At 40.9% G+C, this 22,405-nt stretch carries 25 protein-coding genes, 2 tRNA genes and 5 pseudogenes; 16 read left to right on the top strand and 16 right to left on the bottom strand.

All coding sequences use genetic code 11. The features are described 5' to 3' along the window. Positions 1–119: 119 nt before the first annotated feature. Positions 120–758, top strand: a complete 639-nt coding sequence (locus ABEF84_RS00770; protein WP_347453398.1) for a DedA family protein — start codon at positions 120–122, stop codon at positions 756–758. A 17-nt stretch (positions 759–775) separates the two neighbouring features. On the opposite strand, the gene ABEF84_RS00765 is transcribed toward ABEF84_RS00770, so the two are convergent. The 5 genes from ABEF84_RS00765 to ABEF84_RS00745 form a co-directional block, all read right to left on the bottom strand. Further along, positions 776–1,369 carry a LysE family transporter gene (locus ABEF84_RS00765; RefSeq protein WP_347454112.1) on the bottom strand — a complete coding sequence of 198 codons (594 nt, stop codon included), beginning with the start codon at positions 1,367–1,369 and terminating at the stop codon, positions 776–778. Positions 1,370–1,556: 187 nt separating this feature from the next. Continuing rightward, positions 1,557–1,949: a hypothetical protein gene (locus ABEF84_RS00760; protein WP_347453397.1), complete on the bottom strand. Its 393-nt coding sequence runs from the start codon at positions 1,947–1,949 to the stop codon at positions 1,557–1,559. A 15-nt stretch (positions 1,950–1,964) separates the two neighbouring features. Beyond that, entirely contained in the window at positions 1,965–2,801 is an 837-nt protein-coding gene (locus ABEF84_RS00755) for a ParA family protein (protein ID WP_347453396.1), read from the bottom strand. A gap of 55 nt (positions 2,802–2,856) precedes the next feature. Further along, positions 2,857–3,249: a SirB2 family protein gene (locus ABEF84_RS00750; RefSeq protein ID WP_347453395.1), complete on the bottom strand. Its 393-nt coding sequence runs from the start codon at positions 3,247–3,249 to the stop codon at positions 2,857–2,859. A gap of 9 nt (positions 3,250–3,258) precedes the next feature. After that, positions 3,259–3,567 carry a BolA family protein gene (locus ABEF84_RS00745; RefSeq protein ID WP_347453394.1) on the bottom strand — a complete coding sequence of 103 codons (309 nt, stop codon included), beginning with the start codon at positions 3,565–3,567 and terminating at the stop codon, positions 3,259–3,261. A 237-nt stretch (positions 3,568–3,804) separates the two neighbouring features. Between ABEF84_RS00745 and ABEF84_RS00740 the strand changes: the two genes are divergently transcribed. Together ABEF84_RS00740 and ABEF84_RS00735 are read left to right on the top strand one after the other, a co-directional pair. Next, a tRNA-Gly gene (locus tag ABEF84_RS00740) sits at positions 3,805–3,880 on the top strand. 46 nt (positions 3,881–3,926) lie between these two features. After that, positions 3,927–4,002, top strand: a tRNA-Gly gene (locus ABEF84_RS00735). Between the two features lie 328 nt (positions 4,003–4,330). Here the strand turns inward: ABEF84_RS00735 and ABEF84_RS00730 are convergent. Beyond that, positions 4,331–4,555: a helix-turn-helix transcriptional regulator gene (locus tag ABEF84_RS00730; RefSeq protein WP_347473727.1), complete on the bottom strand. Its 225-nt coding sequence runs from the start codon at positions 4,553–4,555 to the stop codon at positions 4,331–4,333. 115 nt (positions 4,556–4,670) lie between these two features. On the opposite strand from ABEF84_RS00730, the gene ABEF84_RS00725 reads away from it, so the two are divergent. From ABEF84_RS00725 to ABEF84_RS00700, 6 genes and pseudogenes are all read left to right on the top strand, one after another. Then, positions 4,671–4,880, top strand: coding sequence for a hypothetical protein (locus ABEF84_RS00725; protein WP_000122748.1), 210 nt, complete (start codon positions 4,671–4,673; stop codon positions 4,878–4,880). 18 nt (positions 4,881–4,898) lie between these two features. Beyond that, the gene (locus ABEF84_RS00720) at positions 4,899–6,080 is read left to right on the top strand and encodes an Arm DNA-binding domain-containing protein (RefSeq protein WP_347460821.1); all 1,182 of its coding nucleotides are present in this window, start codon (positions 4,899–4,901) and stop codon (positions 6,078–6,080) included. Then, on the top strand, positions 6,073–6,321 hold the full coding sequence (locus tag ABEF84_RS00715; protein WP_004895356.1) for a hypothetical protein: 249 nt from the start codon (positions 6,073–6,075) through the stop codon (positions 6,319–6,321). The genes ABEF84_RS00720 and ABEF84_RS00715 overlap by 8 nt, the downstream gene beginning before the upstream one ends. A gap of 68 nt (positions 6,322–6,389) precedes the next feature. Next, positions 6,390–6,944, top strand: coding sequence for a DUF1376 domain-containing protein (locus tag ABEF84_RS00710; protein WP_347473726.1), 555 nt, complete (start codon positions 6,390–6,392; stop codon positions 6,942–6,944). 10 nt (positions 6,945–6,954) lie between these two features. Then, entirely contained in the window at positions 6,955–7,698 is a 744-nt protein-coding gene (locus ABEF84_RS00705) for an ATP-binding protein (protein ID WP_347460824.1), read from the top strand. Positions 7,699–7,817: 119 nt separating this feature from the next. Next, a pseudogene (locus ABEF84_RS00700) lies at positions 7,818–7,934 on the top strand (IS5/IS1182 family transposase); the annotation flags it as partial. Between the two features lie 41 nt (positions 7,935–7,975). On the opposite strand, the gene ABEF84_RS00695 reads toward ABEF84_RS00700, so the two are convergent. The 4 genes from ABEF84_RS00695 to ABEF84_RS00680 form a co-directional block, all read right to left on the bottom strand. Continuing rightward, positions 7,976–10,852 carry a type I restriction endonuclease subunit R gene (locus ABEF84_RS00695; RefSeq protein WP_347473725.1) on the bottom strand — a complete coding sequence of 959 codons (2,877 nt, stop codon included), beginning with the start codon at positions 10,850–10,852 and terminating at the stop codon, positions 7,976–7,978. A 28-nt stretch (positions 10,853–10,880) separates the two neighbouring features. Continuing rightward, positions 10,881–11,792 carry a DUF5655 domain-containing protein gene (locus tag ABEF84_RS00690; RefSeq protein ID WP_347463999.1) on the bottom strand — a complete coding sequence of 304 codons (912 nt, stop codon included), beginning with the start codon at positions 11,790–11,792 and terminating at the stop codon, positions 10,881–10,883. Between the two features lie 17 nt (positions 11,793–11,809). Beyond that, the gene (locus ABEF84_RS00685) at positions 11,810–12,535 is read right to left on the bottom strand and encodes an HNH endonuclease (RefSeq protein WP_347473873.1); all 726 of its coding nucleotides are present in this window, start codon (positions 12,533–12,535) and stop codon (positions 11,810–11,812) included. A gap of 107 nt (positions 12,536–12,642) precedes the next feature. Beyond that, positions 12,643–13,701: an RNA-guided endonuclease TnpB family protein gene (locus ABEF84_RS00680; RefSeq protein WP_034586922.1), complete on the bottom strand. Its 1,059-nt coding sequence runs from the start codon at positions 13,699–13,701 to the stop codon at positions 12,643–12,645. Positions 13,702–13,721: 20 nt separating this feature from the next. On the opposite strand from ABEF84_RS00680, the gene tnpA reads away from it, so the two are divergent. Further along, the gene (gene tnpA / locus ABEF84_RS00675; RefSeq protein WP_075167884.1) at positions 13,722–14,135 is read left to right on the top strand and encodes an IS200/IS605 family transposase; all 414 of its coding nucleotides are present in this window, start codon (positions 13,722–13,724) and stop codon (positions 14,133–14,135) included. A 134-nt stretch (positions 14,136–14,269) separates the two neighbouring features. On the opposite strand, the pseudogene ABEF84_RS15600 reads toward tnpA, so the two are convergent. The 5 genes and pseudogenes from ABEF84_RS15600 to ABEF84_RS00655 form a co-directional block, all read right to left on the bottom strand. Continuing rightward, positions 14,270–14,953 (bottom strand): annotated as a pseudogene (locus tag ABEF84_RS15600) (restriction endonuclease subunit S); the annotation flags it as partial. Further along, positions 14,939–15,430: pseudogene (locus ABEF84_RS15595) on the bottom strand (hypothetical protein); the annotation flags it as partial. The pseudogenes ABEF84_RS15595 and ABEF84_RS15600, both read right to left, overlap by 15 nt. Beyond that, complete coding sequence (locus ABEF84_RS00665) at positions 15,430–16,998, bottom strand: type I restriction-modification system subunit M (RefSeq protein WP_347473723.1); 1,569 nt, start codon at positions 16,996–16,998, stop codon at positions 15,430–15,432. The pseudogene ABEF84_RS15595 and the gene ABEF84_RS00665, both read right to left, overlap by 1 nt. Before the next feature lie 225 nt (positions 16,999–17,223). Then, positions 17,224–18,267: an HNH endonuclease gene (locus ABEF84_RS00660; RefSeq protein WP_034585565.1), complete on the bottom strand. Its 1,044-nt coding sequence runs from the start codon at positions 18,265–18,267 to the stop codon at positions 17,224–17,226. Between the two features lie 2 nt (positions 18,268–18,269). Continuing rightward, positions 18,270–18,860, bottom strand: coding sequence for a bifunctional 2-polyprenyl-6-hydroxyphenol methylase/3-demethylubiquinol 3-O-methyltransferase UbiG (locus ABEF84_RS00655; RefSeq protein WP_016658949.1), 591 nt, complete (start codon positions 18,858–18,860; stop codon positions 18,270–18,272). Positions 18,861–19,011: 151 nt separating this feature from the next. On the opposite strand from ABEF84_RS00655, the gene ABEF84_RS00650 reads away from it, so the two are divergent. Further along, complete coding sequence (locus tag ABEF84_RS00650) at positions 19,012–19,341, top strand: DUF4236 domain-containing protein (RefSeq protein ID WP_347473722.1); 330 nt, start codon at positions 19,012–19,014, stop codon at positions 19,339–19,341. 100 nt (positions 19,342–19,441) lie between these two features. Next, complete coding sequence (locus ABEF84_RS00645) at positions 19,442–19,756, top strand: hypothetical protein (protein WP_034585559.1); 315 nt, start codon at positions 19,442–19,444, stop codon at positions 19,754–19,756. Between the two features lie 69 nt (positions 19,757–19,825). Here the strand turns inward: ABEF84_RS00645 and ABEF84_RS00640 are convergent, their stop codons facing one another. Further along, positions 19,826–20,089: a hypothetical protein gene (locus ABEF84_RS00640; RefSeq protein WP_034585555.1), complete on the bottom strand. Its 264-nt coding sequence runs from the start codon at positions 20,087–20,089 to the stop codon at positions 19,826–19,828. 123 nt (positions 20,090–20,212) lie between these two features. On the opposite strand from ABEF84_RS00640, the pseudogene ABEF84_RS00635 reads away from it, so the two are divergent. The 4 genes and pseudogenes from ABEF84_RS00635 to ABEF84_RS00625 all read left to right on the top strand — a co-directional run. Further along, positions 20,213–20,332: pseudogene (locus tag ABEF84_RS00635) on the top strand (helix-turn-helix domain-containing protein); the annotation flags it as partial. Between the two features lie 63 nt (positions 20,333–20,395). Then, positions 20,396–20,544 (top strand): annotated as a pseudogene (locus ABEF84_RS15590) (IS3 family transposase); the annotation flags it as partial. 262 nt (positions 20,545–20,806) lie between these two features. Beyond that, positions 20,807–21,115 carry a helix-turn-helix transcriptional regulator gene (locus ABEF84_RS00630; protein ID WP_075167680.1) on the top strand — a complete coding sequence of 103 codons (309 nt, stop codon included), beginning with the start codon at positions 20,807–20,809 and terminating at the stop codon, positions 21,113–21,115. Next, complete coding sequence (locus ABEF84_RS00625) at positions 21,112–22,401, top strand: type II toxin-antitoxin system HipA family toxin (RefSeq protein ID WP_180062730.1); 1,290 nt, start codon at positions 21,112–21,114, stop codon at positions 22,399–22,401. Before ABEF84_RS00630 ends, ABEF84_RS00625 begins: the two co-directional genes overlap by 4 nt. The last annotated feature ends 4 nt before the right edge of the window (positions 22,402–22,405 follow it).

Genomic DNA, 22,405 nt, shown 5'->3' with positions numbered 1-22,405 from the left:
TAAGTTCAATATTTGGTATTTTTGGCAAGGAGTCCTCTTCAATTTATTTGCTTTCTGCTACTGACTTTCCTGCCCCGGACTGTTAGCATTTCAGGCATATTTTTGCTTGTACTCACCTCATGGAATTGCTCGATTTTATCTTACACGTTGATGACCACCTGCTTGAATTCATCACCAATTACGGGGTGTGGATTTATGCAATTCTTTTCCTGATTATCTTTGTGGAAACGGGACTGGTGGTGATGCCGTTCCTGCCGGGGGACAGCCTGTTATTTGCTTCAGGTGCGCTGGCTGCCTCGACTGGTGCGATGGATCCATGGGTGCTGATTCCCCTGCTCTTCTTGGCCGCTGCGCTAGGGGATACATTGAATTACCATATTGGTAAATTTATCGGACCACGCGTATTTGAAATCGAGTCGCGCTTTATCAATAAAAAGCATCTACTGGCGACACAGCAATTCTTTGCCAAACACGGTGGCAAGACCATTATTTTTGCCCGTTTCATCCCATTTGCCCGTACCTTTGCACCATTTGTAGCCGGTGCCGGCAGCATGAACTATAAGTATTTTCTGACCTATAACGTGATTGGTGCTTTCTGCTGGATTACATCGTTTGTAGTACTAGGCTATCTGTTTGGCAATATGCCGATCGTCAAAGACAACTTCACCCATCTGATCTTCGGCATCATTATTATCAGTATCCTGCCGGGTGTGTTTGGCTACATTCAGCAAAAATTTAAAAAGAATAAAACTGCTTAATATCTAAAAAATGCTGATCAGTTAAACAGGCTGATCATAAGCGGAATCAGACACAGCAACAGAAATAAGGCCGACCCTTTATACAAGAGGTCGGTTTTTCTTTTTTCAGAAGCTCCGGAAAGCAAAGCTTGTCCAAAAGACATCCAGAATCCAAATACAGGCAAGGTCACCAGACTAAAAGCGGCAAAGACCAGTACAAAATTAGTGACATTGTCCCAGGTTTCGTCGGGGAAAATCCCCGCTGCAAACAATACCGCTTTGGGATTTTTTAAGGTGGCAGCAAACATCTGACTGGGACGGATCAAGGGGTGTTTGCGGTTATGATGTTCCAGTTGCTGCACTTTAAATAACCGGAAGGTCATCCAGCACACCAGTATCAAGCTCAAGACATAGAGCATGACCCTGAAATTTGGCCAGTACGGTGTGGCTAGATGGATCAATAAGGCCCACAGGTTAATTGCATAGAAATAACCAAGCAGAATCGCCGGAATATATAAACTGGTTTTGGCCTGACCGTGCTGATGTGCAGCACTGGCCACCATGGCATTGCCCGGCCCTGGAATCATCAAGACTGCAATCACCGGCAAGACAAAAATCCAGTTTTCGATCATACGCAAACTTACCCCAAAGAATGGCGCAACATTAACGAATATGAGCAATGTATAACAAGATGAAAATTCTTGTAAAACTGCTCCCAGCAGTCATTCCAATCTATTTTCTATGCAAAATACTGGCTTCACCTGGAATACACTGCTAAAAAATGCCGACCAGAGTCAGCACTTAAGGGTAGAGAACAGCTTATTTCGCTGCTGCCTTGCGGACAATTAGCGGACAGCCTTTGTAACGAGCAGCCTGTACAATCGCTTCCTGCTCACCAAGCAGGCGCGCCAGCTCGGTTTTCTTGGTATTGGAAGACTGGCCCATATTCACAGAAATGCTCGGTCCAATGCCCCAGCCTCCGTGACTGCCCCAGCCGCCACCAACACCCACGCCAACACCGACACCAGTACGCTTCGGCGGTTGTACTCCATTGTCGATATACTGTTGAATACGGTTGTATTCACCCTGCATCTGACCACAGTCAAATGACTGGTATTGTGTCGGAGAGACATAGGTCGGCTTCACCGTCGAAGCACAAGCACTGAGTAATGCCATCATAGCCACACCCAGACTGAGTTTTACGAGTTTCATAAAGCACTCATCAAATTATTTTTGCTCAATCTCATTGAACAACGATTGGTAGGCCTGCGTCAATTTATGATCAGTAGCCAGATGAATTAGTGGCTGATTTTTCTGATGCGATTCTTTCATGATCACCGATGGCGGTAACATGCTGTCTAGCACCGGCAAGCCTTCATCTTTCAGTTGCTGCACCACCTCACGCGGCAGTTTGGCCTGTGCCTGGAACTGGTTTACTACGATGCCCTCAATCTCCAGACGGTCATTATGATCATCTTGGGTTTCGATGACATTTTCAATCAGGGTATGCAGTGCACGTTTCGAGAAGACATCACAGTCAAATGGAATCAGTACGCGGTCGGCCGCAATTAAAGCGGATAGCGTAAAGAAATTGAAAGCCGGTGGTGTATCGATAAACACCCGGTCATATTGTCCAGAAAGCTGCTGCAACGCATCACGCAGCTTGTAGATTTTATGCTTAGATTCCAAAGCATAAGCTAGTTCACCCAAACTCGGGCTGGCCGGAATCACATCCAGATGCTTGAATGGCGACTGGTGCAGATAGCTTTCCAGCCCTTTGGCACGGGTCTTTAAAATTGTCCCAATGGCATTGCCAATTAGGCTTTTATTTTGCTGTGCACCCAGTACATCTTCAAAATAGTTTTTAATATTGGGTTCCAATGCCGGCTTGTTTTCCGAATAGGTCGCATCATCGCCGAGCAGATACTGGCTGGAATTGGCCTGCGGATCGAGATCAATCAACAGTGTCCGCAATCCTTCATGAGCGCTGATTGCCGCCAGATTTACCGCGATACTGGATTTACCCACCCCACCTTTCTGGTTAAACACCACACGTGTACGCATTAAAACCCCCTATTATTTTTATATCTTTTTAAAGTTTGCCCAATTGATAAATGATTTAGCCAAAAGTTGGCTTGATGATCACCAAGGCAATAATTGCAATTAATGAAATTACTGCAATAACCAGGCCAGCGCGACGCTGTACCAGCAGGATCGAATCATCCTTTTTATAGGCTTTGCCCAAAGAAGAGATCAGTACCAGAAACAGAATAACCTTGGCATAAAACCACGGCTGGACTTCGAAATTCTTCAGGAACAGCGCAATGATACCGGTCAGGGCAATCACTGCCATTGCCAGATGCTGCAACGCAACTAGCGGCTTACGCGCCACCGGATTGGGTAAATTGCCTTGCGTCCCAATAAATAGGGTCATGGCACGGGCCAGAATAGCAACGATCGCCAACCCAGCCGCAGACATATGGATGATTTTAACCAGTAACTGAGCTTCCATATGTTCCTCTTAAGATTTTGGCGCGTGCGCACATTCAGGACTGCTAGTATCCTGCCCTACCCATTCTTCTGGCAGGAAGGCATGAATTGCCAATGCGTGGATTTTTTCCGGGCCAAGCAAATCACCTACTGTCGCATAAACTTTCTGATGACGTTGTACCTGACGCAGGCCAGCAAAAGCTTCACTGACAATCACGGCCTTAAAATGCGATTCTTTACCGGGATAATAACCGCCATGCCCAGAGGACTCATTGACCACTTCCAGATAAGTTGGAAACAATGTAGCAAGGCGTTCTCTTAATACTTGTTCAATACTCATGGCTTTCTCCACGATAAAAAGATTAAAACTGTTTTCAGTATACCTTGTTCTGTCTGGAGTTTTATCTTTATGAATCGTAATCGAATGGTGCCAAGGCACTGTTTTAACAAAATTTTGCATAAATTTTGTCTAATCTTAAAAGCGAATAGCCTGAATTGTTTTTATTTTATGCAAACGATGCAAGATTTTTCATAAAGTTATTGACCCTGTTTTTGCATGCTGTATTATACACGGCATGCGGGAATAGCTCAGTTGGTAGAGCACAACCTTGCCAAGGTTGGGGTCGCGAGTTCGAGTCTCGTTTCCCGCTCCAAATTCTTTTTTGTTTAGTTTTTTATAGTAAAAAATTAATCGACCCTGCGGGAATAGCTCAGTTGGTAGAGCACAACCTTGCCAAGGTTGGGGTCGCGAGTTCGAGTCTCGTTTCCCGCTCCAGATTCAAAAAGCCCTGATCGAAAGATTGGGGCTTTTTTCTTGTTGATTTTATTATATTTTTTAAAAACTCTTCTTCCTTTGTTATTCGATTCAATAAAAAATATTCTTAATGTAATTTGTATTTTGTGACCAAAATGTGACCATGGCGTGCCCAGGACAATAAAAATGGTCTCAATTGACCTTAAATGTCCTCAATCGATCACCACTTTCAGAGCTTTTTTGAAGGCAAAAAATCACCCTGTTCTCTTCCAAACAAGGTGTTTTTTACCAAATGATCAATAATTTGTGACCATTTCACTTTTTGATGTGACCATTTGTGACCAAACCATTAGATAACAGATTGTTTTTTATTGTTTTTTTCAAAAACAAATAAATCTCCCACCTGTACATCTAAATAATCGCAAATACGATCGATAGTCTCCAAATCAATTCGAGTCAATTCGCCATTATAAAGCTTATGCAAAGTTGTCTTATTAATGCCTGTACCACGAATTAAGTCAGCTACACGCATTTTTCTTTCAGCCAACAATATTGGTAGCTTACAAATAACCATTAATTTTTCCTCTAATACAATGAAAATTTAATTGCATTTAATTAAATTTGAGGTTATTTTAGGTCTGAGGATGAAAAATTACTTACATCCGATGAATTACACCAGGAATACAATTATGTCATATACCTATCTCACAGCCCAGCAACTGGCTGAAAAAATCCAGTACGACGCTCGTACTATTCGCAACCAGCTAAAGGACAGTGTCTTTATTGAAGGTGTTCACTACATCCGTCCTTTTGGTGGTCGAAAAATTCTTTTTGTTTGGGAACGCATTGAAACTGAAATGCTTAAATTCACCGGTTTAAGCATGGATGCCTTGCAATAAGGCTCAGGAGTTTAACTGATGGCTAGCATCCGGGAACGAAGTGGCAAACTGATTGCTGATTTTCGCTACATGGGCATTCGTTGTAGAGAAACAACCAATCTTGAAGACAATGCTTATAACCGACGCATTTTGAAAAAACGTCTCGAACAGCTTGAAGCTGAAATTACTTTGGGAACTTTTGAATACGAAAAGTACTTTCCAAAAAGTAACCGTGTTGAGGAGTTTAAGGAAAAAAGAAGTCAGCAAATTGCTGTACAGACCAAAGTTCCTCTTTTTAAAGAGTTTACTGAATTGTGGTTTAAGCAGAAACAAGTTGAATGGAGAACCTCATATCAGCAAAAGGTTTCAATTGTGATCAAAAACTATTTGATTCCTGCTTTTGGTAATCAGGTTCTCTCGAAAATCAAGAAGTCAGACTTGCTGAACTTCCGTGCCTCTCTCGCCAAAGTGACACACGGAAAAGATCAAACAAGTCTGAAAGCATCGAGGATCAATCAAATCATGACGCCTTTACGTATGATACTCAATGATGCGGCTGAACGATACGAGTTTGAGTCGCCTTATAAAAATATTAACAATCTGAAGGAAAGCAAGATTGAAGTCACACCTTTTTCTCTGGAAGAGGTGCATAAAATTCTTACCACAGTGCGTGAAGACTTCCGCCCCTATTACACCATTCGCTTTTTTACGGGTATGCGTACCAGTGAAATCGATGGTCTGCAATGGAAAAATATCGACTTACAGCGTCGTGAAATCCATATCAGAGAAGCGTTAGTAAATGGCGAGCTTGGTGGAACCAAAACTTATGGTTCTGACCGTACCATCCAAATGAGTGATCGGGTTTATCAGGCCTTTCTGCAACAGAAAATGTTAAATAATGGTAAATCAGAGTTTGTATTCTGCAATCGTGATGGTGGACCTCTCGATTATCGTCTGGTAAACAAGCGTGTCTGGCATCCTCTGCTACGCTTTTTAGGATTAACGCCTCGTCGTGCTTATCAGACACGTCATACAGCAGCAACGCTCTGGTTGGCGGCAGGTGAAAATCCAGAATGGGTCGCTCGCCAATTGGGGCATTCAACCACTGAAATGTTGTTCCGGGTCTATAGCCGCTACATTCCGAATGTTACCCGTCGCGATGGCAGTGCATTTGAAGCCATGCTGGAAAAACTAAATACAGAGGAGCTTGCACATGAATAGTAAAGCTTTCTTTGGTGGTGTGGTCGTCAGCCCTGAAGCAGATATGGTCGCTCGTGAATTAATCCATGAGCTACACATTCCCAAACTGCACAATCTGGCCTTTTTGCTGGAAATCAATAAATGCTTCGATGATCACCAGGCGTTGAGACTCTGGTTACAGCGAATGCTGGATGAAGGGCAAGCTCATTACGATGACTTGGCTCAACAGGCCCGTCTCCGGTTAATGAGCCTAGCTCACTAATAAAACAAACATAAAAGGTCATCAAATCGATGACCTTAGCCCTTCTATACCTATAAAAAGGTGAACACATGCATAAAGATATTTCAATTTGGATGCCACTCTATATTGGCGACCTACAGGCGAAATTTGCACGAATGACAGCAGAACAAATTGGTGCGGCACTGCTGTTAATGATGGATTTCTGGAAAAATGGTGCCATTCCTCATGACCTAGCGACTGTATGCAGCATCACAAAATTGTCGCAACATACCAAGGCTAAAACTTTGTTGAATACGCTGATAGCACTGGATTTGTTTGAAGTCGAATCTGAGCAGATTCATTCAAATTTTTTAACCAGTCTAAAAAGCCAGGCATTGCAAAATCAGCAAATGAAATCTGATAAAGCTAAAAATGCAGCTCAAGCACGCTGGAATAAATCCGCAAGTAATGCTCAAGCATCAACCAAGCAACGAAAAGTAAATGCTCAAGCAGCTCCTGAGAAGAGCTCGAGTATTACTCAAGCCATGCTTGAATCATGCCCTTCATCTTCATCTTCATCTTCATCTTCATCTTCATCTTCATCTTCATCTTCAAATTTTGAAGAAAAAAATGAGAGTTTTTTAGAAAATTCAAAATGGATTTAGGAGATCAGCCATGAATACCATGCTTAAAACACTCCAGTTTCGCGCAGAAACAACGGAAACACTTTGCCCTACCCATCATATACCCCTAATGGAAATTGCAGGTCACAGGCTCTGTAAATTGTGTGCCAAAGAAACCGTCCATCACTCACATGCAACCTATGAGGACGAACTGCAACAGCGATTACTGCAGCAAAAAATTAAAAACTCAGGGCTCAATAAACGCTACCTGGATCGTGGCTTCAAGAATTATGTAGTTGCATGCCCTGCACAAGACAATACCATCAAGCTATGTCAGGCCTTTGCACAACAGATTATTTCTGACCACAACCCGAACATGTTGATGATTGGTACACCAGGTACAGGTAAAACCCATCTGAGTGCATCAATTATTCGCAACATTCTACATAACAGTACAAAATCTGCACGCTACTATACCAGTGCAGAAATTGCTCAAAAAATGATGGATACCTGGTCAGATGCTTCACGCTCTGAGAAGGAGGTTATCGACCATTTCTCCAGTTTTGATTTATTGGTCATAGATGAATATGGCCTGCATGACCGGCATGAAAAACGCCTAGAGATGGTACATAAGGTTTTGTATAGTCGTTATGACAATATGAAATCTACCCTGCTGATTTCCAATTTCACAGTCCAAAATATGCAGCGGGATTTAGGTGTCCGATTATGGTCAAGGTTGCATGAAAATAGCCTGATCATTGTTCCATGCTACTGGGCAGATCAAAGGATTACTTAATACTGCTTGCAAAAAAGAGCCTTGTTAGACGGCTCTTTTTAACTTATCTCTTTTTTAAATTAAGTGGCTTTGTTGCACAAACCTATCTGTAAAGGGTTTTTCAGCGATATAATTTTCAAATGAAGAAGCCTACACACAAAATCTACCGCACAACCAATTGGCCCGCATATAACCGAGCACTCATGAGTCGCGGAAATATTGCCATTTGGTTTGATCCTGCTACGCAATGGTATGCGCCCCTTCTAAGCTAGGTTTGTGCAACAAAGCCTTACCTCAATTAAAATCCCACATAAAACTTCTCAATCAACTGGCGTGTCTTGACCAGCAAATTGCTAAACACGTTCTCCCGCTCAAACAGCTTAACCTTATAGTTTGGTAAGTCCTTCAACTCTTCTTTACGTGGTAGGCGTTTGGTGAACTCATAATGCTCCAGAACCTGCTTCATGGCTTCTGGTTTCAGGTTTTCTTCTTTACAAAGATGCTGATAGGCCTGTTCTTTTTCAGCATCCCAGAATTCAGAAAAAGCCGTTTGGACGCTCTGCCCATTGATCATCTTCGGCATGTTTTCTTCAATGAACTTCTGAATCAGTTCCTGCTTGTCATGCAAGGTAACTTCATTACCAATTAGATCATGTATCTGTGCTTCGTATTTCTTGCGTTTGGCCTCATTCCCGCTATCCAGAGCCATTTGCAGCAAATTGATAATATAGCCCACATTGATCCGGTCACTATGTAGCAGATCCAATTGGAAATCGACATCATCCAGTACAGAGACTTTTTCTTTTTTCGTAGTCTTGCGTACATCACGACATAAGTCAGCATACTTGGAAGCAAAATTGGCAAAGTGCTGTTTATCTAAAGCGGTCTGGTTCTGATCGTATTCGATAAAGGTTTGCAGCTGAGCGTTATAACGCATCACTTCACGGAAGGCCTTAATAAACTCCAACTGCTGATCTTCTGTCATGAGATCATCCACGCTTTGATAATCAGGCGTGATCTTGAGCAACTTCTGAACAGCAGCATCATAATCCTGCTTAATTTCCTCAAAGCTTGGAACCAGTACCACCTTTTGCGCATCTTTATTGGAAAATAGCGCCAGCGCTTCATCTGTGGCACGTTTCAGGTTACGGAAACAGATGATATTGCCAAATGGTTTTTTATCGTTATAGACACGGTTGGTGCGTGAGAATGCTTGAATCAAGCCATGATATTTTAGGTTTTTATCGACATACAAGGTATTTAACGACTTAGAGTCAAAGCCCGTGAGGAACATATTGACCACGATTAGAATATCAATCTGTCTGTTTTTTACGCGCTGTGCAATGTCGCGGTAGTACGCATAAAATTGATCACCAGAATTGTAGTTGGTTTTAAACTGTCGATTGTAATTGGCAATGTAGCGATCCAGCTTATCCCGACTGGATGAATTGACCTGACTTGGAATATCTGCGGCTTCTTCATGAATCAAGCCAGTTAAGTCATCAGTCGGTACAGCCTCATTTGCCGCATAAGAAAAGATAGTGGCAATGGTCAACGGTTTAAATATCCGACCTTGTGCTTCATCTTCAATTTGCTTTTCAGCCTGCACCTTTTCAAAGAGGTCGTAATATTGGGTCAGTGTTTCGACCGAACTGACACAGAACATTGCGGTAAATTCGCGATTACGAGTTTTGGTATCGTGAATATTGACAATGTAGCGGGCAATCATTTCAAGGCGTTGCGGATTGTCATACAGTTCTTTGGTATCGATGCCTTCTACATCTTCCTCATAACTTTCATTCGTCGCCATGCCTTTGGCGGTGTATTTGCCACGATAATCAATCTGGAACTGCAAGACGTTACGGTCACGGATGGCATCGACAATCACGTATTTATGCAAACACTCATTAAACAGGTAGTCTGTGGTGAGTTTTAAACCTGCTTTGCTTTGGCTGTTCTTTTCAAAAATAGGCGTACCGGTAAAACCAAACATTTGTGCATTGCTGAAGAATTTTTTGATGTTCTGATGGGTCTCACCAAATTGACTGCGATGACATTCATCAAAAATAAACACCACTTTTTTATTTTTAAGATAATCAATCGATTCTAAATAACGGTCGGTGCTAATGGCCCGATTGAGTTTTTGGATGGTGGTCACAATCAGTTTGTCATGACGTTGATCGAGCTGTTTTACCAAGGTCGATGTGTTATCTGTGCTGTCGACGCTGTCGGCTTTAAAAGCATTAAATTCTCTTGAGGTTTGTGTGTCGAGGTCGTTACGATCGACCACAAACAAGACTTTTTCCACATCAGGCATTTGCATGATGATCTGACTGGCTTTAAATGAAGTCAAGGTTTTGCCTGAACCTGTAGTATGCCAGATATAGCCGTTCTGATTGGAGTTTTGCACATGCTGCACAATTTTCTGTACTGCATAAATCTGATACGGACGCAGCACCATCAGGCTTTTGGTGGTTTCTAGCAGCACCATGTACTGGGTTAGCATTTGGGTTAGATGCTGCTGATTTAAAAATGCTTCGGCAAAGTCGACAATTTCATTGATGTGTTTGTTATGGACATCCGCCCAGGGAAAGGCAAACTCGATGCCTGTGGTACCGTTTGAATAATAACGGGTATTGGCACCATTACTAATCACAAAGAGCTGAATAAAACCAAACAGCCCTTGCCCTGCCCAATAGGCTTCACGGGTATAACGCTGAGTCTGGTTAAAGGCTTCGGCGATTTCCATGCCGCGTTTTTTTAGCTCGATCTGTACCAAAGGCAAACCATTGACCAGTAAGGTCACATCAAAACGGCTGGTTCTGCCATTATAGTCGCGGTGGTCGATGGTGATTTGATTGGTGACTTGATAAATATTTTTGCTAGGATCATCAGACAGGAAAAAAAGGTGTTTACTGGTTCCATCATCAAATTTGACTGGGAACAGATCACGCAGATTCTTGGCGCGTTCAAACACTGTGCCCGTGTTCAAAAAACTGATGACCTGTTTCCATTCCGTTTCTGACAGAGGCGCTAGTCCATTGGCGCGTTCGACTTGGGTTTTGAGGTTAGACAGTAGTTGGCTTTCATCCTTGAGCGTGACTGAGGCATAACCTAATTGTTGCAGTTGGCCGATCAGTTCATTTTCAAGTTGATATTCGCTTTGTACTGTCATTTCCTTTCCCTCTAAAATCTTAAATTATTCACTTCAATGTTTGTTTAATTAAACTCAAGATATATTCTAAATTTTCTGTATCTGAGACGATCACCTCACAATCACCATTTCCCCAATGTCCAATATTGGTCACATCTTTCGCGAGCTGTTTCGGGTCATCCAGTTGATTAAAAGGCATATTCAGCCATATACGAATTTGCTTTGTCCCAATACTCATATAGACATAGTTACGCTTACCCTTACGGAAGGCTATGTACATTTTCTTGGGATGAACCTCTAAATCGGTGGTTAAGCCCAGAATTGAGTCCCTGAATTGCTCATATAGCTCTTTGATGTCATCGGACTTATCCTCCAAGTGATAGGCTTCATCATATTGCTGGATTTCTTTAGCAATTTTTTGAATATCTTCAGACTCAACCTTTTGCACTTGCTTGATTGAAGGGGCTGATTTGGCTTTCTGCAATGGATTGACTGAAACAATTCCACCTTGATAGCGTTTGATTTCCCACAGCTCAATGCCCAAATCTTTAAAATTGGTGGACTGCTTTTGAAAGTCGGTAAAGCTCGGTGAAACAAAGATGATTCGACTTTGTGACCAATCCACATCCTGACGTTTCAGCTGGTTGCTCTGGCTCTCATTGTACTCAACGATAAAATCTGCCTTATAGTCGAGCATCAGATTCAGATAAGAAACGCCTTGGTCAATCACGCTATAATTACGTTCACGCTTGTATTCGATAATTACGAAGGCCTGACTTTCGGGATCGAAAGCTAAAGTATCGATACGATTATTTTTAATCGTAAACTCAGATTTAATAAATTCCAGACCTGTAAAACTGTAAAGATTACTTTCAAACAGGCTTTGAATTTCTCTTTCCAAACGAAAAGGATCTTCTGTAAGTTCTACTAATGACTGTGCTTGGGTTTGATAAAGCTGCATTAAAAATCTCGAATTATTTATTCTTCAAATGTTTGTCTAAGCGGATTCCTCAAAGAAACGCTATATAAAAATTTTAATCTCTCAATTGTCATTGGAATACCATTTTCGGTTTTATGCAGCATTGCATGACAATTTGGGCAGACAGGTCTTAGATCTTCTTTAGGATCAACCTCATACTCTTCACCAATCGTATTTAATGGCTCAATATGATGTACATGGATAAAATCTTTAGCAAATGAGCCATAGGTATGTTCAAAGCTCATGCCACAGACATAGCAACGAGTCCCATAAATGGCAATACATTCAGCTCTCGCTTTGGGACATCTCTCATAGCCATTTACAGTAACAGTTAGTTTTTTGCCTTCAAAAAATTTGGGGCTATTCACACCTGCTTCATCAGGATAGTTGGTCTCTTCAACATTACTAAACTGGTCAGCAATATAACTAAGCAATTTTTTATGTGCTTCAACCTTATCTAAAGATTTACCTTTTACAAATTTAGTGGTCTTATGCGACTGCAAAGTATCTTTTGGTGTGATTAGACCTAGTTCGGCTAAATATCGTCTAGACAGTGATGCTTTCTCAACTTTTTCAATTGGTTGAATTAGAAAGTAATCACCTTTATATGCCTCTAATTCTTTTTGATCTAACCAATATTCTCTATCTTTTTCTGGCAAATCAGATTGACCTGCAAATCCAACAACTTGATATTGATATTGAATTTTTCCTATTGGCTCTGTCACATACAAAAATAGAATGTCATTAATTTGGAATTCAAAATCGTATTTTGCCCAACATATTTGATGTGCATCATGATAAGCACGATCTATATCTTGACATCCTCTCCGACCTAAAGGACGGAGATTCCTCCTGCGAGACGCCCATGTCCGAGCGCAAGAATATTCAGTGCTGAGTTTATATCTCTATCGTGGAATGTACCGCACTCCACACACTGCCATTCTCTTATTCCAAGTCCTGCTCTACCTTTCAGACTACTGGAGCGTGAGCCGCAGCACGAGCAAGTTTGGGTGGTATAGGCTTCATTGACTTCTTCATACCATACCCCTGCGTTCTCGCATTTATACTTGAGCATGGTTCTTAAGGTCGTCCAACCTGCATCGAGTACAGACTTAGCTAATTTTGTCTGTGCCAATGCTTTGGCATTCACATTACCAACGAAGATGGCTGCATGTTCATTCACCAGTTTATGACTGAATTGATGCAGCATATTTTGACGTAGATTTTTGATCTTGGCATGAATCGCTTTGACACGTTTTTTATTTCTTGCTCTTTGAGCAATACCAAGTTTTTGTTCATATTGACGATAGATTTTAGGCGCTTTGAACTTTACACCATCTGAGCAAGTCGCAAGGTCTTTGAGTCCTAGATCAATGCCAATTGAGGTTTTAGCGGTGGTTTTCTCTGTTTTAATTGAATCAACCACAAGACATACATACCAACGCCCTCGGCTATCCTCGACAAACGAGCCTGTTTTAACATTGTATTTACTTAGTCCGTAACTGTCCCATAGCTTGAATTGATGCTTGCCGTATTGGACATACCCATCGGCATATTTCACCGCCACTTTTTTAAATGGAATCCAACCGAGAGAACGTCTAGCATTTTTTTTGTTACTGACACGCCATTTTAGCTTGGCTTTTTTAAATTGCTTTCTTCGAGTAACTAATTCTTCCGCAACTGCCTGTATGGTTTGGCTGTGCAAATTGCACTCTTTTGATGTACCTTTCGTGTATTTAGCAATATCGTAAGCTGAAAAGAATTGTTGTTTTCTTTGCAAGTGTTTAAAACACAAATCATTGACATAGTTCCAGACAAAGTTAACTTCAGATGCCAATTGGTCTAGCACCTTGCAATGTTTGTCTTTTATGCGTAATTTAAGTGTCTTCATCACTAAAATATATTTGGTCTATGGATAATAGTCAAGAGATTAGAACAGGTCGTCACTGTGTTTTTAATATGCACGTTCATTTAGTCTTTGTGGCTAAATATCGTAGAGATGTTTTTACCAAAGCTATGCTCGAAACTATGAATGAAGTATTCAAGCGCATTTGCTTAGACTTTGAAGCTAAGTTGGTAGAATTTGATGGTGAGCATGATCATGTTCATTTACTTGTGAACTATCCACCAAAAGTAGCTATTTCTAGCTTGGTTAACAGCCTAAAAGGTGCATCTAGTCGTATTTTAAGAACTAAACACCCTGAAATTAAAAACAAATTATGGGGGAATGCTTTGTGGTCGCCTAGTTATTTCGCTGCATCGTGTGGAGGTGCTCCCATTGGGATTATTAAACAATATATCCAACAACAGCAAACACCGCATTAGCAATCCTAGCTAATCCCCACAAGGGGGACTAGCGGATTGCAGCCTTATATCCCCGCCCTGAAGGGCGAGGTTTTACGGCTAAAGGGATAAATTGCAGGATTAACAGGAAATAACCATTCAGACATGAGATCCCTCTACACAAACATCTGCTGCAACAAGCCTTTTTTCCAAGTTTTAGCCTGTTCAATTTGCTGTGCCACCACTTCAATTTTTTGGTCAATGCTTGATAGGAAATTAGCGATTTTGGTTTGTTCTTCTAAACAAGGTAATAAAAAGGCAATTTCTTTCATTGCACCTGCATTTAACTTAGCACGTCCCCCACCAACAAGATATTTTGTAAAATCTATTGATCCAAGACGATATTTTAAAAACTTATTATCTACTATATGTTGTTTACCACTAACTACGTGTGCGTGGTTATTGACCCAAATTTTACCATTTACATATTGCACGGGGTAATTTATTAAATCATTTGCTCCGTCTTCAGCGATTAAAATAAATTCACCTTCATGTGTATAGCCATCAATATAACTTTGTATTCCATTTGCACCATAATAAGGAGTGAAGCCCACCTTACGTTCTGATGCACTAACAGGCTTTCTTAAATTATCAAAAATATCAATGCAGCTTGCAAACTTCCACTCTACCCACTCCCCAAACTCACTCCCATCATCCGCTTTAAAACGAATCTGCTGACTAAACAGCTTTTGCATCATGCCTTGTTTGTATTGGCTCAGCAGCTCATGTTTTTTGGTCAGTTGGCTAATCTTTTCATCGACTGCGGAAAGGAAAGAGGCGATTTTGGTTTGTTCTTCAACTATTGGTAAATCAATCTTTAATTCTGCAAAATTTGATTGCCCGAGAGTTTTATTTCGACCTGCACCACCTGGCGAAGCAAGTTCTAAATAACTTTGTCCTTTATCTGTTATAAACATATAGCGTAAAAAATTCACATCAGATAAGCCATCTTTTGGTAGATACATTGGAAAACGATGTGACGCAATTAATCCATTTTCTTTATCTGACGTAACCGCAATAGCTCTTTCCCAAGCGAAGACAATATTTACTACAAGAGCATTTGGCACTACCCAAAAAACTCTTTTATTGCCAAGTTCTTTACCCGTTACTGATTCTTTGTGAAAAATACCTTTACCATGGGAGCGAATCCCGATTTGTACATAATTTTGAGTATCGATCACATTCACAGGGTTAGATGTACGCTCAAGGAAAGAATCTAATCTTTTCTTGCTCCAATCTCCATCAAACTCTTTAAATCTTAACTTTGGCACAGCCATTACTTCACCTCCGAAAATGGTGAAGCAATCCCAAGCTCTTTGCAAAAATCCGCAATGATGGCATCGGTCTTTTGGCTGTCGTGTTCCAAAGCTTGAAGCTGTTTTGCAATCGCATCTAAATCAATCTCGGCTTCCGCTTCAAAAGTATCCACATAACGCGGAATATTCAGGTTGTAATCGTTATCTTTGACTTCTTGCAAGGTCGCGACATGCGCATATTTTTCAATATTTTCACGCTTTTCAAATGCCGCAACAATCTTATCCAAATGCTCAGGCAATAACTTGTTTTGATTCTTCTGCTTTTCAAAATCATTGCTGGCATCAATAAACAGAATATTGCCGCTCTGCTCACGGCTTTTCTTCAACACCAAAATACAGGTCGGAATAGACGTGCCATAGAAAATATTGGCGGGTAGACCAATAATCGCATCCACCACGTTCATCTGTTCAATCAAATACTGACGAATCACGCCCTCGCTCGAACCACGGAACAATACGCCATGCGGTAACACCACCGCCATGGTGCCGTTGTCATCCAGTTGATACAGCATGTGCTGTACAAATGCCATATCGGCTTTAGAACTTGGCGCCAGTTTGCCATACGCGGCAAAGCGTTCATCTTGTAGAAATAACGGATCGGCAGACCATTTTGCAGAAAATGGCGGATTCGCCACCACCGCATCAAACTTTTTATCTAAATGTTGCGGACGGGTTAAAGTATTTTCCTGCTTGATGTCGAACTTGGCAAAATGCACATCATGCAGAATCATGTTCATGCGTGCCAAGTTGTAGGTGGTACGGTTCATCTCCTGACCGTAAATCATGTCGACATCTTTTACTTCACGTTTTACCCGAAGCAACAACGAACCTGAACCGCAAGTCGGGTCATAGACTGAACGTAAACGCTCTTTGCCTTGGGTGACAATCTTTGCCAATAAAGTCGATACCGTTTGCGGCGTATAGAATTCCCCCGCTTTTTTGCCCGCGCCTGAGGCAAATTCACCAATCAGGTATTCGTAAGCATCCCCCAGTACATCGGCTTCGGTATTGGAAATATCAAAATCAATATCATCTAAATGACTCAGGACTTTCGCCACCAGTGCATTACGGTCACTGGCATTATTGCCGAGCTTGGTCGAGTTTAGATCCAAATCTTCAAACAGGTTGGCAAAGTCATCGGCAGAGTCGGTGCCTAACGTGCTTTGTTCAATTGATTTTAAGGTCGCAGTTAAATCATCCAGAATGAATTCGCCCTGACGACCACGCTCGGCTAAGGTATGGAATAGCTGTTTTGGTGTAAGCGCATAACCCACTTCGGCAATGGCATTCTTTTTAATTTCTTCGATGTAGGGCACATGCTCAGCATTATTTTCATCTAATTCTAAAAAGCTGACGTCTTCACCCTCGAGCAATTCATTGGCAAAGTTCACCGATTTTTCTGATAAATATTTAAAGAAAATAAAACCCAGAATGTAATCACGGAATTCATCGGCGCCCATGGTGCCACGCAAAGTATTGGCAATATTCCAAAGTTGTTTTTGTAGCTGTTGTAGTTGCACCTGGGTCATTTTTATAGAAGTCCAATTAAGTGAATCATTAATCAAATGATTTTACCTAAAATTCTAAATTATGCAGCAGTAAAAAGGTGGACAAGGACATGAATTGTCGTGGTCAAGCGATGTAATCTGTCAATTCAGGCGCTAGATAGAGACATAATCTAAACTATATAGCAGCCTACTCCAGTAATCTTCACTACAGAAAAATAAAGACATTAAAGTACTCCAGATATGGGACTAAACACCTAATATATGTTTATCTTTTCCACCTAGCCAGACTAAATATTCATTCTCTATTGCCTGCTTATACGCCCAGTCGGCAACCCGATGCGAACGTTGCAGATCGGTTAAAAAACCTAATTGAGAAATTTCCCGAACAATAGATTGATCATGTAGATAGTTCCGCTCCTGCCACTGTTGCAGAAATTGTTCTGACGCCAAATAATTACTTTTTTGTGAGTTGCACTTTTCATCCGCCAGGACAAAATTATGTCCGGTATCGGCAGGATATAATGACCATGGAATAAAATGATCCACGGCATATTTTGAATTTTTTAGGCTTTTGCCACAGTAAAAACACTGGCATTGCTGTACGTCAATTAAGAAGTCCGCGACCTTCCCCAGTTGATTGCGACTTGGGGCAAACATGAATTCATCTAGATCAGGCAAACCATCCAGTACCACTAGGTTCTGCTTGTTTAGCCGAACAAAATCAATCCAGCGCTTCTGGCACAACTCTTCAATGATTTCACTAAATTGTCTTAAGCAATACATCACCTTGGGCAACAGCTTGAGGGACTGCTTGGAATCTTCAAGACTATAGAGAAACTCTATGGTTTGACCATTCAAATTCTGCAAATACACCACCGGCATTTGCTTGACGGTTACTGCAACCACTTTCTTAAGCTGATTCCAGTGCAACTGGTCTTTTCTCAACGCGGCCAAGGTCTTGAATTGTTGCTGTGCTTTCTGGATTTCACTGATGATCTTTGCCTGCTTACCAGTGCTTTGATGAATAGTAAAAGGCTCATACTGGTTAAACTGAAACGGCAGTGACTGTTTCCAGTATAAGTCAATAAACTTTTCAGCAATATCCTGATATTCTAAATGCAAGGCAGCACCAGTATCTTGCCCCTGTTCAATCGCCAGACGCGTGATACTTATCAGCAAAGCAAACTTATATGTCGAAGTAAAAGTCCCTGACTGCAAAATCTGCTGAATATGCTTTAAGAATTTCAACTGTTCTTGAGGGGTTGGTATTTCGGCTATACTGAATAACATATCTAAGCCTGCACTTTTCTAATCAGAATATTCATCCACTCTTCTGTACGCTCTGGACGTTTATCTACAGTAATCCATTGTTGTAACAGTAAAGCCTGATCTATTTGTTTGAGTAAGTCATGAGCTTGCTGTTCATTCAAGTCAGTAAAGCTGCGCCCCTCTATCTCACGGTCTGTATTGCCATACTTAAAAGACATGTAACACACACCATTTAGCTTTAATGCTTTGAATATAAGCCCCAGCACTTCAGTTAGGCGATCTCTTTCACAATGTAAAAGAGATGCACAAGCCCAAATACCATCGTATTTATTATTCTCAGCTAGGTCATAAAAACTTTGCTGACGTACTTCAATATTGGTCAGCTCCCTGGCCTTTTTAACCAGCTCGGCAGAATAATCAATTGCCTCAACTTGATAGCCTTTTTTCTTAAATGCCAAAGTGTCCCGCCCCGAGCCACAGCCCAAATCTAGGATCAATGCCTGTTCCGGCAAATATCTTAGAAATGGTGCGTAAAGACTTTCCATCTCAACCTGATAGGTATTTTCAAAAAATGCTTGAGCATGTTGATTGTAATAATTTGATGTTTGATTCATTGTCTAAAAGCCAATATCTTATGTTAAAGAACATACTGATTTTTCACTAGATAAGTCAAATGATCAGTCCTATGAATGAATCAAACTCTTATTTCACTGTATCCGGACAACTGAGATAGAAACCAAACTGGTTCTTGTAAATGGAAAAAATATGGGCTTCAGATTTCGCAAGAGTATTAAAATATTACCTGGATTAAAAATCAATCTGACGCATAAAGGCATCAGCAGTGCAAGCATTGGCAAACCTGGTGCTTCTTTAAATATTGGCAAAAAAGGTACGCGAACCAGCGTTGGTATTCCTGGCACAGGCCTATCCTATTCAAAACACCAGCCCTATAAGAACAGAGTTGGCAACCCAAAAAATCCTACTCAGGAACAACAATCGTTCTATACATCACATACTGAGAAACCCAAATCGAATGTCTGGATTTGGGTGATTTTTGGATTATTTTGTTTTATTGTCGGGGCAATTCTTTTTTAGAATTCACCGCTCTTTTTACCGATAATATTCCTCCTGCTAGGCAAAATCTGATTCATTCATTACTATGGACGGATGTTAAGTACAATAAAGGTTGCCTCTGATGTCAGACAATCACCATACTCACGATTATGATGAAAATGATTTAATCGACTCTCCCTTATCTCAAGTTTTACAGGAACATAATCAGCAGGTCGAAATTCTCATTTATCGACTGCCTGACAGTGATTGGACACTGGAAGTGGTGAACCAAAGTGGTACTTCTACGGTATGGGATGAAACATTCCCGTCAGATCAGGAAGCTCTATCTGTCGCTTTAGATGGAATTAAAGCCGCAGGCGGTATTCAAGCATTTTCCGAACTCAGTGACCTCGAAGCAAAGAAAAATATTTTTCCTGAATCCCTTACTCGCCATTAAAAATGAAGCTGCTGGCGTGGATCTGAATCAGTATTTTCTGGATTCTTAGAACCTATCGCGATGATAGGTTCACCTCAACCCAAACCCATCTAGGGTTGAAGGGTCAAAATTTTCATCAAACATAAACTCATCTGCTCGCTCTTTTTTTAATGTCGCAAGTGCATAAAAAAAACATTTCTCACATAACTGCAATTCATATCTTTCCCCGTCATGCTTAGAACCATAGCCCCAATGCGCCGATAAAGTTCCAAACTCCAGTTTCGTTGATTGGTTGCATACATCACATACAACATCTGTAACGACTTCTACCTGTTTCAGTTGTTTAATTTCCATCTTAAGAGCTTATAAATTTCGCAGATTCAAATCCCAAGTGCGACACATTTGTAGTTAGTTGAAAAAGTTAGGTGTATTCATAGAATCATTAGACTTTTTCAACTCGCAATTGGAAAGCACACAATGAAGAAATACACCCAACTTTCTCAAGATGAAAGATACGAAATTTATGCTACTTTGAAAAGTAAAAGCTCAATCGCTAACCTTGCTCGGGAGTTAGGGCGTTCACGATCAACCATCTACTGAATCGTACCGGGTTTGTCGGAGACCAACTTTCCCTGAGATAAGAAGCATCGCTTCGCAAGGAAACATCGAGCAAAACGAGGTCTACATGATTTTCATCATGCTGAGCGAATCAAACGAATTTGGAAAGAAAGTTCGGGGCGATATGGCGTTCGTAAGGTCTGGCAATAACTGCAACGAGAAGTTATGTTATTGCGCGCTGTACAAGTGCGCTAGGTTATGTGCCACCTTTTGTGTTTGAAAAAATGTTCGATGATAAGATTAACACGTTAGGTCAGGTGGCCTAACTTAAATAAAAAAGTCTCCGACAAACCCGGTACGGTTCAATGCAAAATCAACAACAACTTGAACACCCATTTCTCATACAAGTAGGGCTATTTTACAGATCGAAATGATAAATTCATAAATTGCTTTTCAAAAAAAAAGAAACTAATATGTTTCTTATATGACCTAAAAGCAATAAATGTATCTACAATGAATAAGTCTTTACTTCAGCAAATCAAAAAAAGACGAACCCAATTGGGCTTAAAGCAAGTTGATATGCAATCCCGTACAGGCATTTCAAGACAGCAATACCAAAAGCTGGAAAGTCAGGGTAACCCTCGATTAGAGACCTTAGAAATTATCGCGGCAGGATTAAATGCTCAACTGATGCTCATCCCTGATGATAAGGTTCATTTGATTAGACAATTATTGAATGATGAAATTGAAGTCACTATTGAAGATCAGGATGACTTAATGACTAACCCATGGAAGGGTCTTCTCGGAGGAGAGGAACCATGAATACTGTTGCCGTCCTGAAATTAACATTACATCACGCTGTCGTTGGATACTTGGCAGGATTTCAGAGCGGAAAAAATATTCTGGTTTTTACAGATTCTTTCCGCTTTGATCAGCAACGTCCGACCTTGAGCCTGCTGACTTCCCCCTTGTATCCTCAAGCGGATAAAATTTTAGAAAAGACCTATGTTACACATCAGCGTTTACATCCCTTGCTATCAAACTTGCTACCAGAAGGTGCATTGCGCGAACTGATTGCACAAAGCCTCAAAGTACATATAGACAATGAATTTCAGTTATTGGCAGCTTTAGGTCATGATTTACCTGGAGCACTCATTGCGACTCCATTAGATCCAGAAGAAATTCCAGATGAAATAAAATTCAAATTGCAGATCTCTAATCCAGATCAGATCTTAAAGCAAGAGATCCGAACAGATAATAAGTTTTCCTTGGCCGGCGTCCAAATGAAGTTTTCCATGAAAGCCAAAGATGGGCGTTTTACACTAGTCCAGGCAACGGAATCGTCTCTACTCGGGGACTGGATTGTCAAAACTCCTTCTTCCAGACATGCTTTTGTTCCGCTAAATGAATATTCTATGATGAGCCTTGCAAAAATGGTCGGAATAGATGTCCCTGAGATTCGCTTGGTGGATATGGCACTCTTACAAGACCTTCCACCATTAAATTTACCCCAAGAGCAATATGCTTTTGCAATCAAAAGATTTGATAGACAGAATACTGCTGATACTACAGAGCTTATTCACATCGAAGACTTTGCTCAGATCTTCGGTGCATATCCACAGCAGAAATACAGCACCACAAATTATGAGCAGATAGGAAAGATCATTTATCAATTTTCAGATAACAAAATTATTGATATTCAGCAATTTGCCAGCCGCTTACTTGTCAATATTTTACTCGCCAATGGAGATGCGCACTTAAAAAACTGGAGTATGATTTATCATGATAAAAGTGCACCCAGATTATCTCCCGCATACGATATATTAATGACCAGTGTATATATTGAAAATGAGCGTCATTTCGCATTAAATCTTGCCAAAAATAAAGATTGGTATTTAGCTGAGATGAAACACTTTGAAGAATGGGCTGAAAAAGTCGGTGTTCCATGGCGTGTTATTGAAAAACAACTTCACGCGATCATGGACAAAGCACGGTCAGTATGGCCAGTGCTATTACTAGACTTACCTATGATTCCTGCTCATAAAGAAAAATTAAGAGAACATTGGAAAAAATTGCATCCAGACTTTCAGATACTTACAGATGATTAGGGTA

The sequence above is a fragment of the Acinetobacter sp. ANC 7912 genome (genome assembly GCF_039862785.1).
GTDB classification, from domain to species: Bacteria; Pseudomonadota; Gammaproteobacteria; order Pseudomonadales; family Moraxellaceae; genus Acinetobacter; species Acinetobacter thermotolerans.
Note: the sequence above shows the minus strand (reverse complement) of the source record. Positions and strands in the feature narration are given on the sequence as shown.

What these genes read in the sequence shown, in the direction of transcription:
- ABEF84_RS00770 (WP_347453398.1), top strand. Translation starts at nt 120, where the DNA reads ATGGAATTGCTCGATTTTATCTTACACGTTGATGACCACCTGCTTGAA.
- ABEF84_RS00765 (WP_347454112.1), bottom strand. Translation starts at nt 1,369, where the DNA reads ATGATCGAAAACTGGATTTTTGTCTTGCCGGTGATTGCAGTCTTGATG.
- ABEF84_RS00760 (WP_347453397.1), bottom strand. Translation starts at nt 1,949, where the DNA reads ATGAAACTCGTAAAACTCAGTCTGGGTGTGGCTATGATGGCATTACTC.
- ABEF84_RS00755 (WP_347453396.1), bottom strand. Translation starts at nt 2,801, where the DNA reads ATGCGTACACGTGTGGTGTTTAACCAGAAAGGTGGGGTGGGTAAATCC.
- ABEF84_RS00750 (WP_347453395.1), bottom strand. Translation starts at nt 3,249, where the DNA reads ATGGAAGCTCAGTTACTGGTTAAAATCATCCATATGTCTGCGGCTGGG.
- ABEF84_RS00745 (WP_347453394.1), bottom strand. Translation starts at nt 3,567, where the DNA reads ATGAGTATTGAACAAGTATTAAGAGAACGCCTTGCTACATTGTTTCCA.
- ABEF84_RS00730 (WP_347473727.1), bottom strand. Translation starts at nt 4,555, where the DNA reads ATGGTTATTTGTAAGCTACCAATATTGTTGGCTGAAAGAAAAATGCGT.
- ABEF84_RS00725 (WP_000122748.1), top strand. Translation starts at nt 4,671, where the DNA reads ATGTCATATACCTATCTCACAGCCCAGCAACTGGCTGAAAAAATCCAG.
- ABEF84_RS00720 (WP_347460821.1), top strand. Translation starts at nt 4,899, where the DNA reads ATGGCTAGCATCCGGGAACGAAGTGGCAAACTGATTGCTGATTTTCGC.
- ABEF84_RS00715 (WP_004895356.1), top strand. Translation starts at nt 6,073, where the DNA reads ATGAATAGTAAAGCTTTCTTTGGTGGTGTGGTCGTCAGCCCTGAAGCA.
- ABEF84_RS00710 (WP_347473726.1), top strand. Translation starts at nt 6,390, where the DNA reads ATGCATAAAGATATTTCAATTTGGATGCCACTCTATATTGGCGACCTA.
- ABEF84_RS00705 (WP_347460824.1), top strand. Translation starts at nt 6,955, where the DNA reads ATGAATACCATGCTTAAAACACTCCAGTTTCGCGCAGAAACAACGGAA.
- ABEF84_RS00695 (WP_347473725.1), bottom strand. Translation starts at nt 10,852, where the DNA reads ATGACAGTACAAAGCGAATATCAACTTGAAAATGAACTGATCGGCCAA.
- ABEF84_RS00690 (WP_347463999.1), bottom strand. Translation starts at nt 11,792, where the DNA reads ATGCAGCTTTATCAAACCCAAGCACAGTCATTAGTAGAACTTACAGAA.
- ABEF84_RS00680 (WP_034586922.1), bottom strand. Translation starts at nt 13,701, where the DNA reads ATGAAGACACTTAAATTACGCATAAAAGACAAACATTGCAAGGTGCTA.
- tnpA (WP_075167884.1), top strand. Translation starts at nt 13,722, where the DNA reads ATGGATAATAGTCAAGAGATTAGAACAGGTCGTCACTGTGTTTTTAAT.
- ABEF84_RS00665 (WP_347473723.1), bottom strand. Translation starts at nt 16,998, where the DNA reads ATGACCCAGGTGCAACTACAACAGCTACAAAAACAACTTTGGAATATT.
- ABEF84_RS00660 (WP_034585565.1), bottom strand. Translation starts at nt 18,267, where the DNA reads ATGTTATTCAGTATAGCCGAAATACCAACCCCTCAAGAACAGTTGAAA.
- ABEF84_RS00655 (WP_016658949.1), bottom strand. Translation starts at nt 18,860, where the DNA reads ATGAATCAAACATCAAATTATTACAATCAACATGCTCAAGCATTTTTT.
- ABEF84_RS00650 (WP_347473722.1), top strand. Translation starts at nt 19,012, where the DNA reads ATGGGCTTCAGATTTCGCAAGAGTATTAAAATATTACCTGGATTAAAA.
- ABEF84_RS00645 (WP_034585559.1), top strand. Translation starts at nt 19,442, where the DNA reads ATGTCAGACAATCACCATACTCACGATTATGATGAAAATGATTTAATC.
- ABEF84_RS00640 (WP_034585555.1), bottom strand. Translation starts at nt 20,089, where the DNA reads ATGGAAATTAAACAACTGAAACAGGTAGAAGTCGTTACAGATGTTGTA.
- ABEF84_RS00630 (WP_075167680.1), top strand. Translation starts at nt 20,807, where the DNA reads ATGAATAAGTCTTTACTTCAGCAAATCAAAAAAAGACGAACCCAATTG.
- ABEF84_RS00625 (WP_180062730.1), top strand. Translation starts at nt 21,112, where the DNA reads ATGAATACTGTTGCCGTCCTGAAATTAACATTACATCACGCTGTCGTT.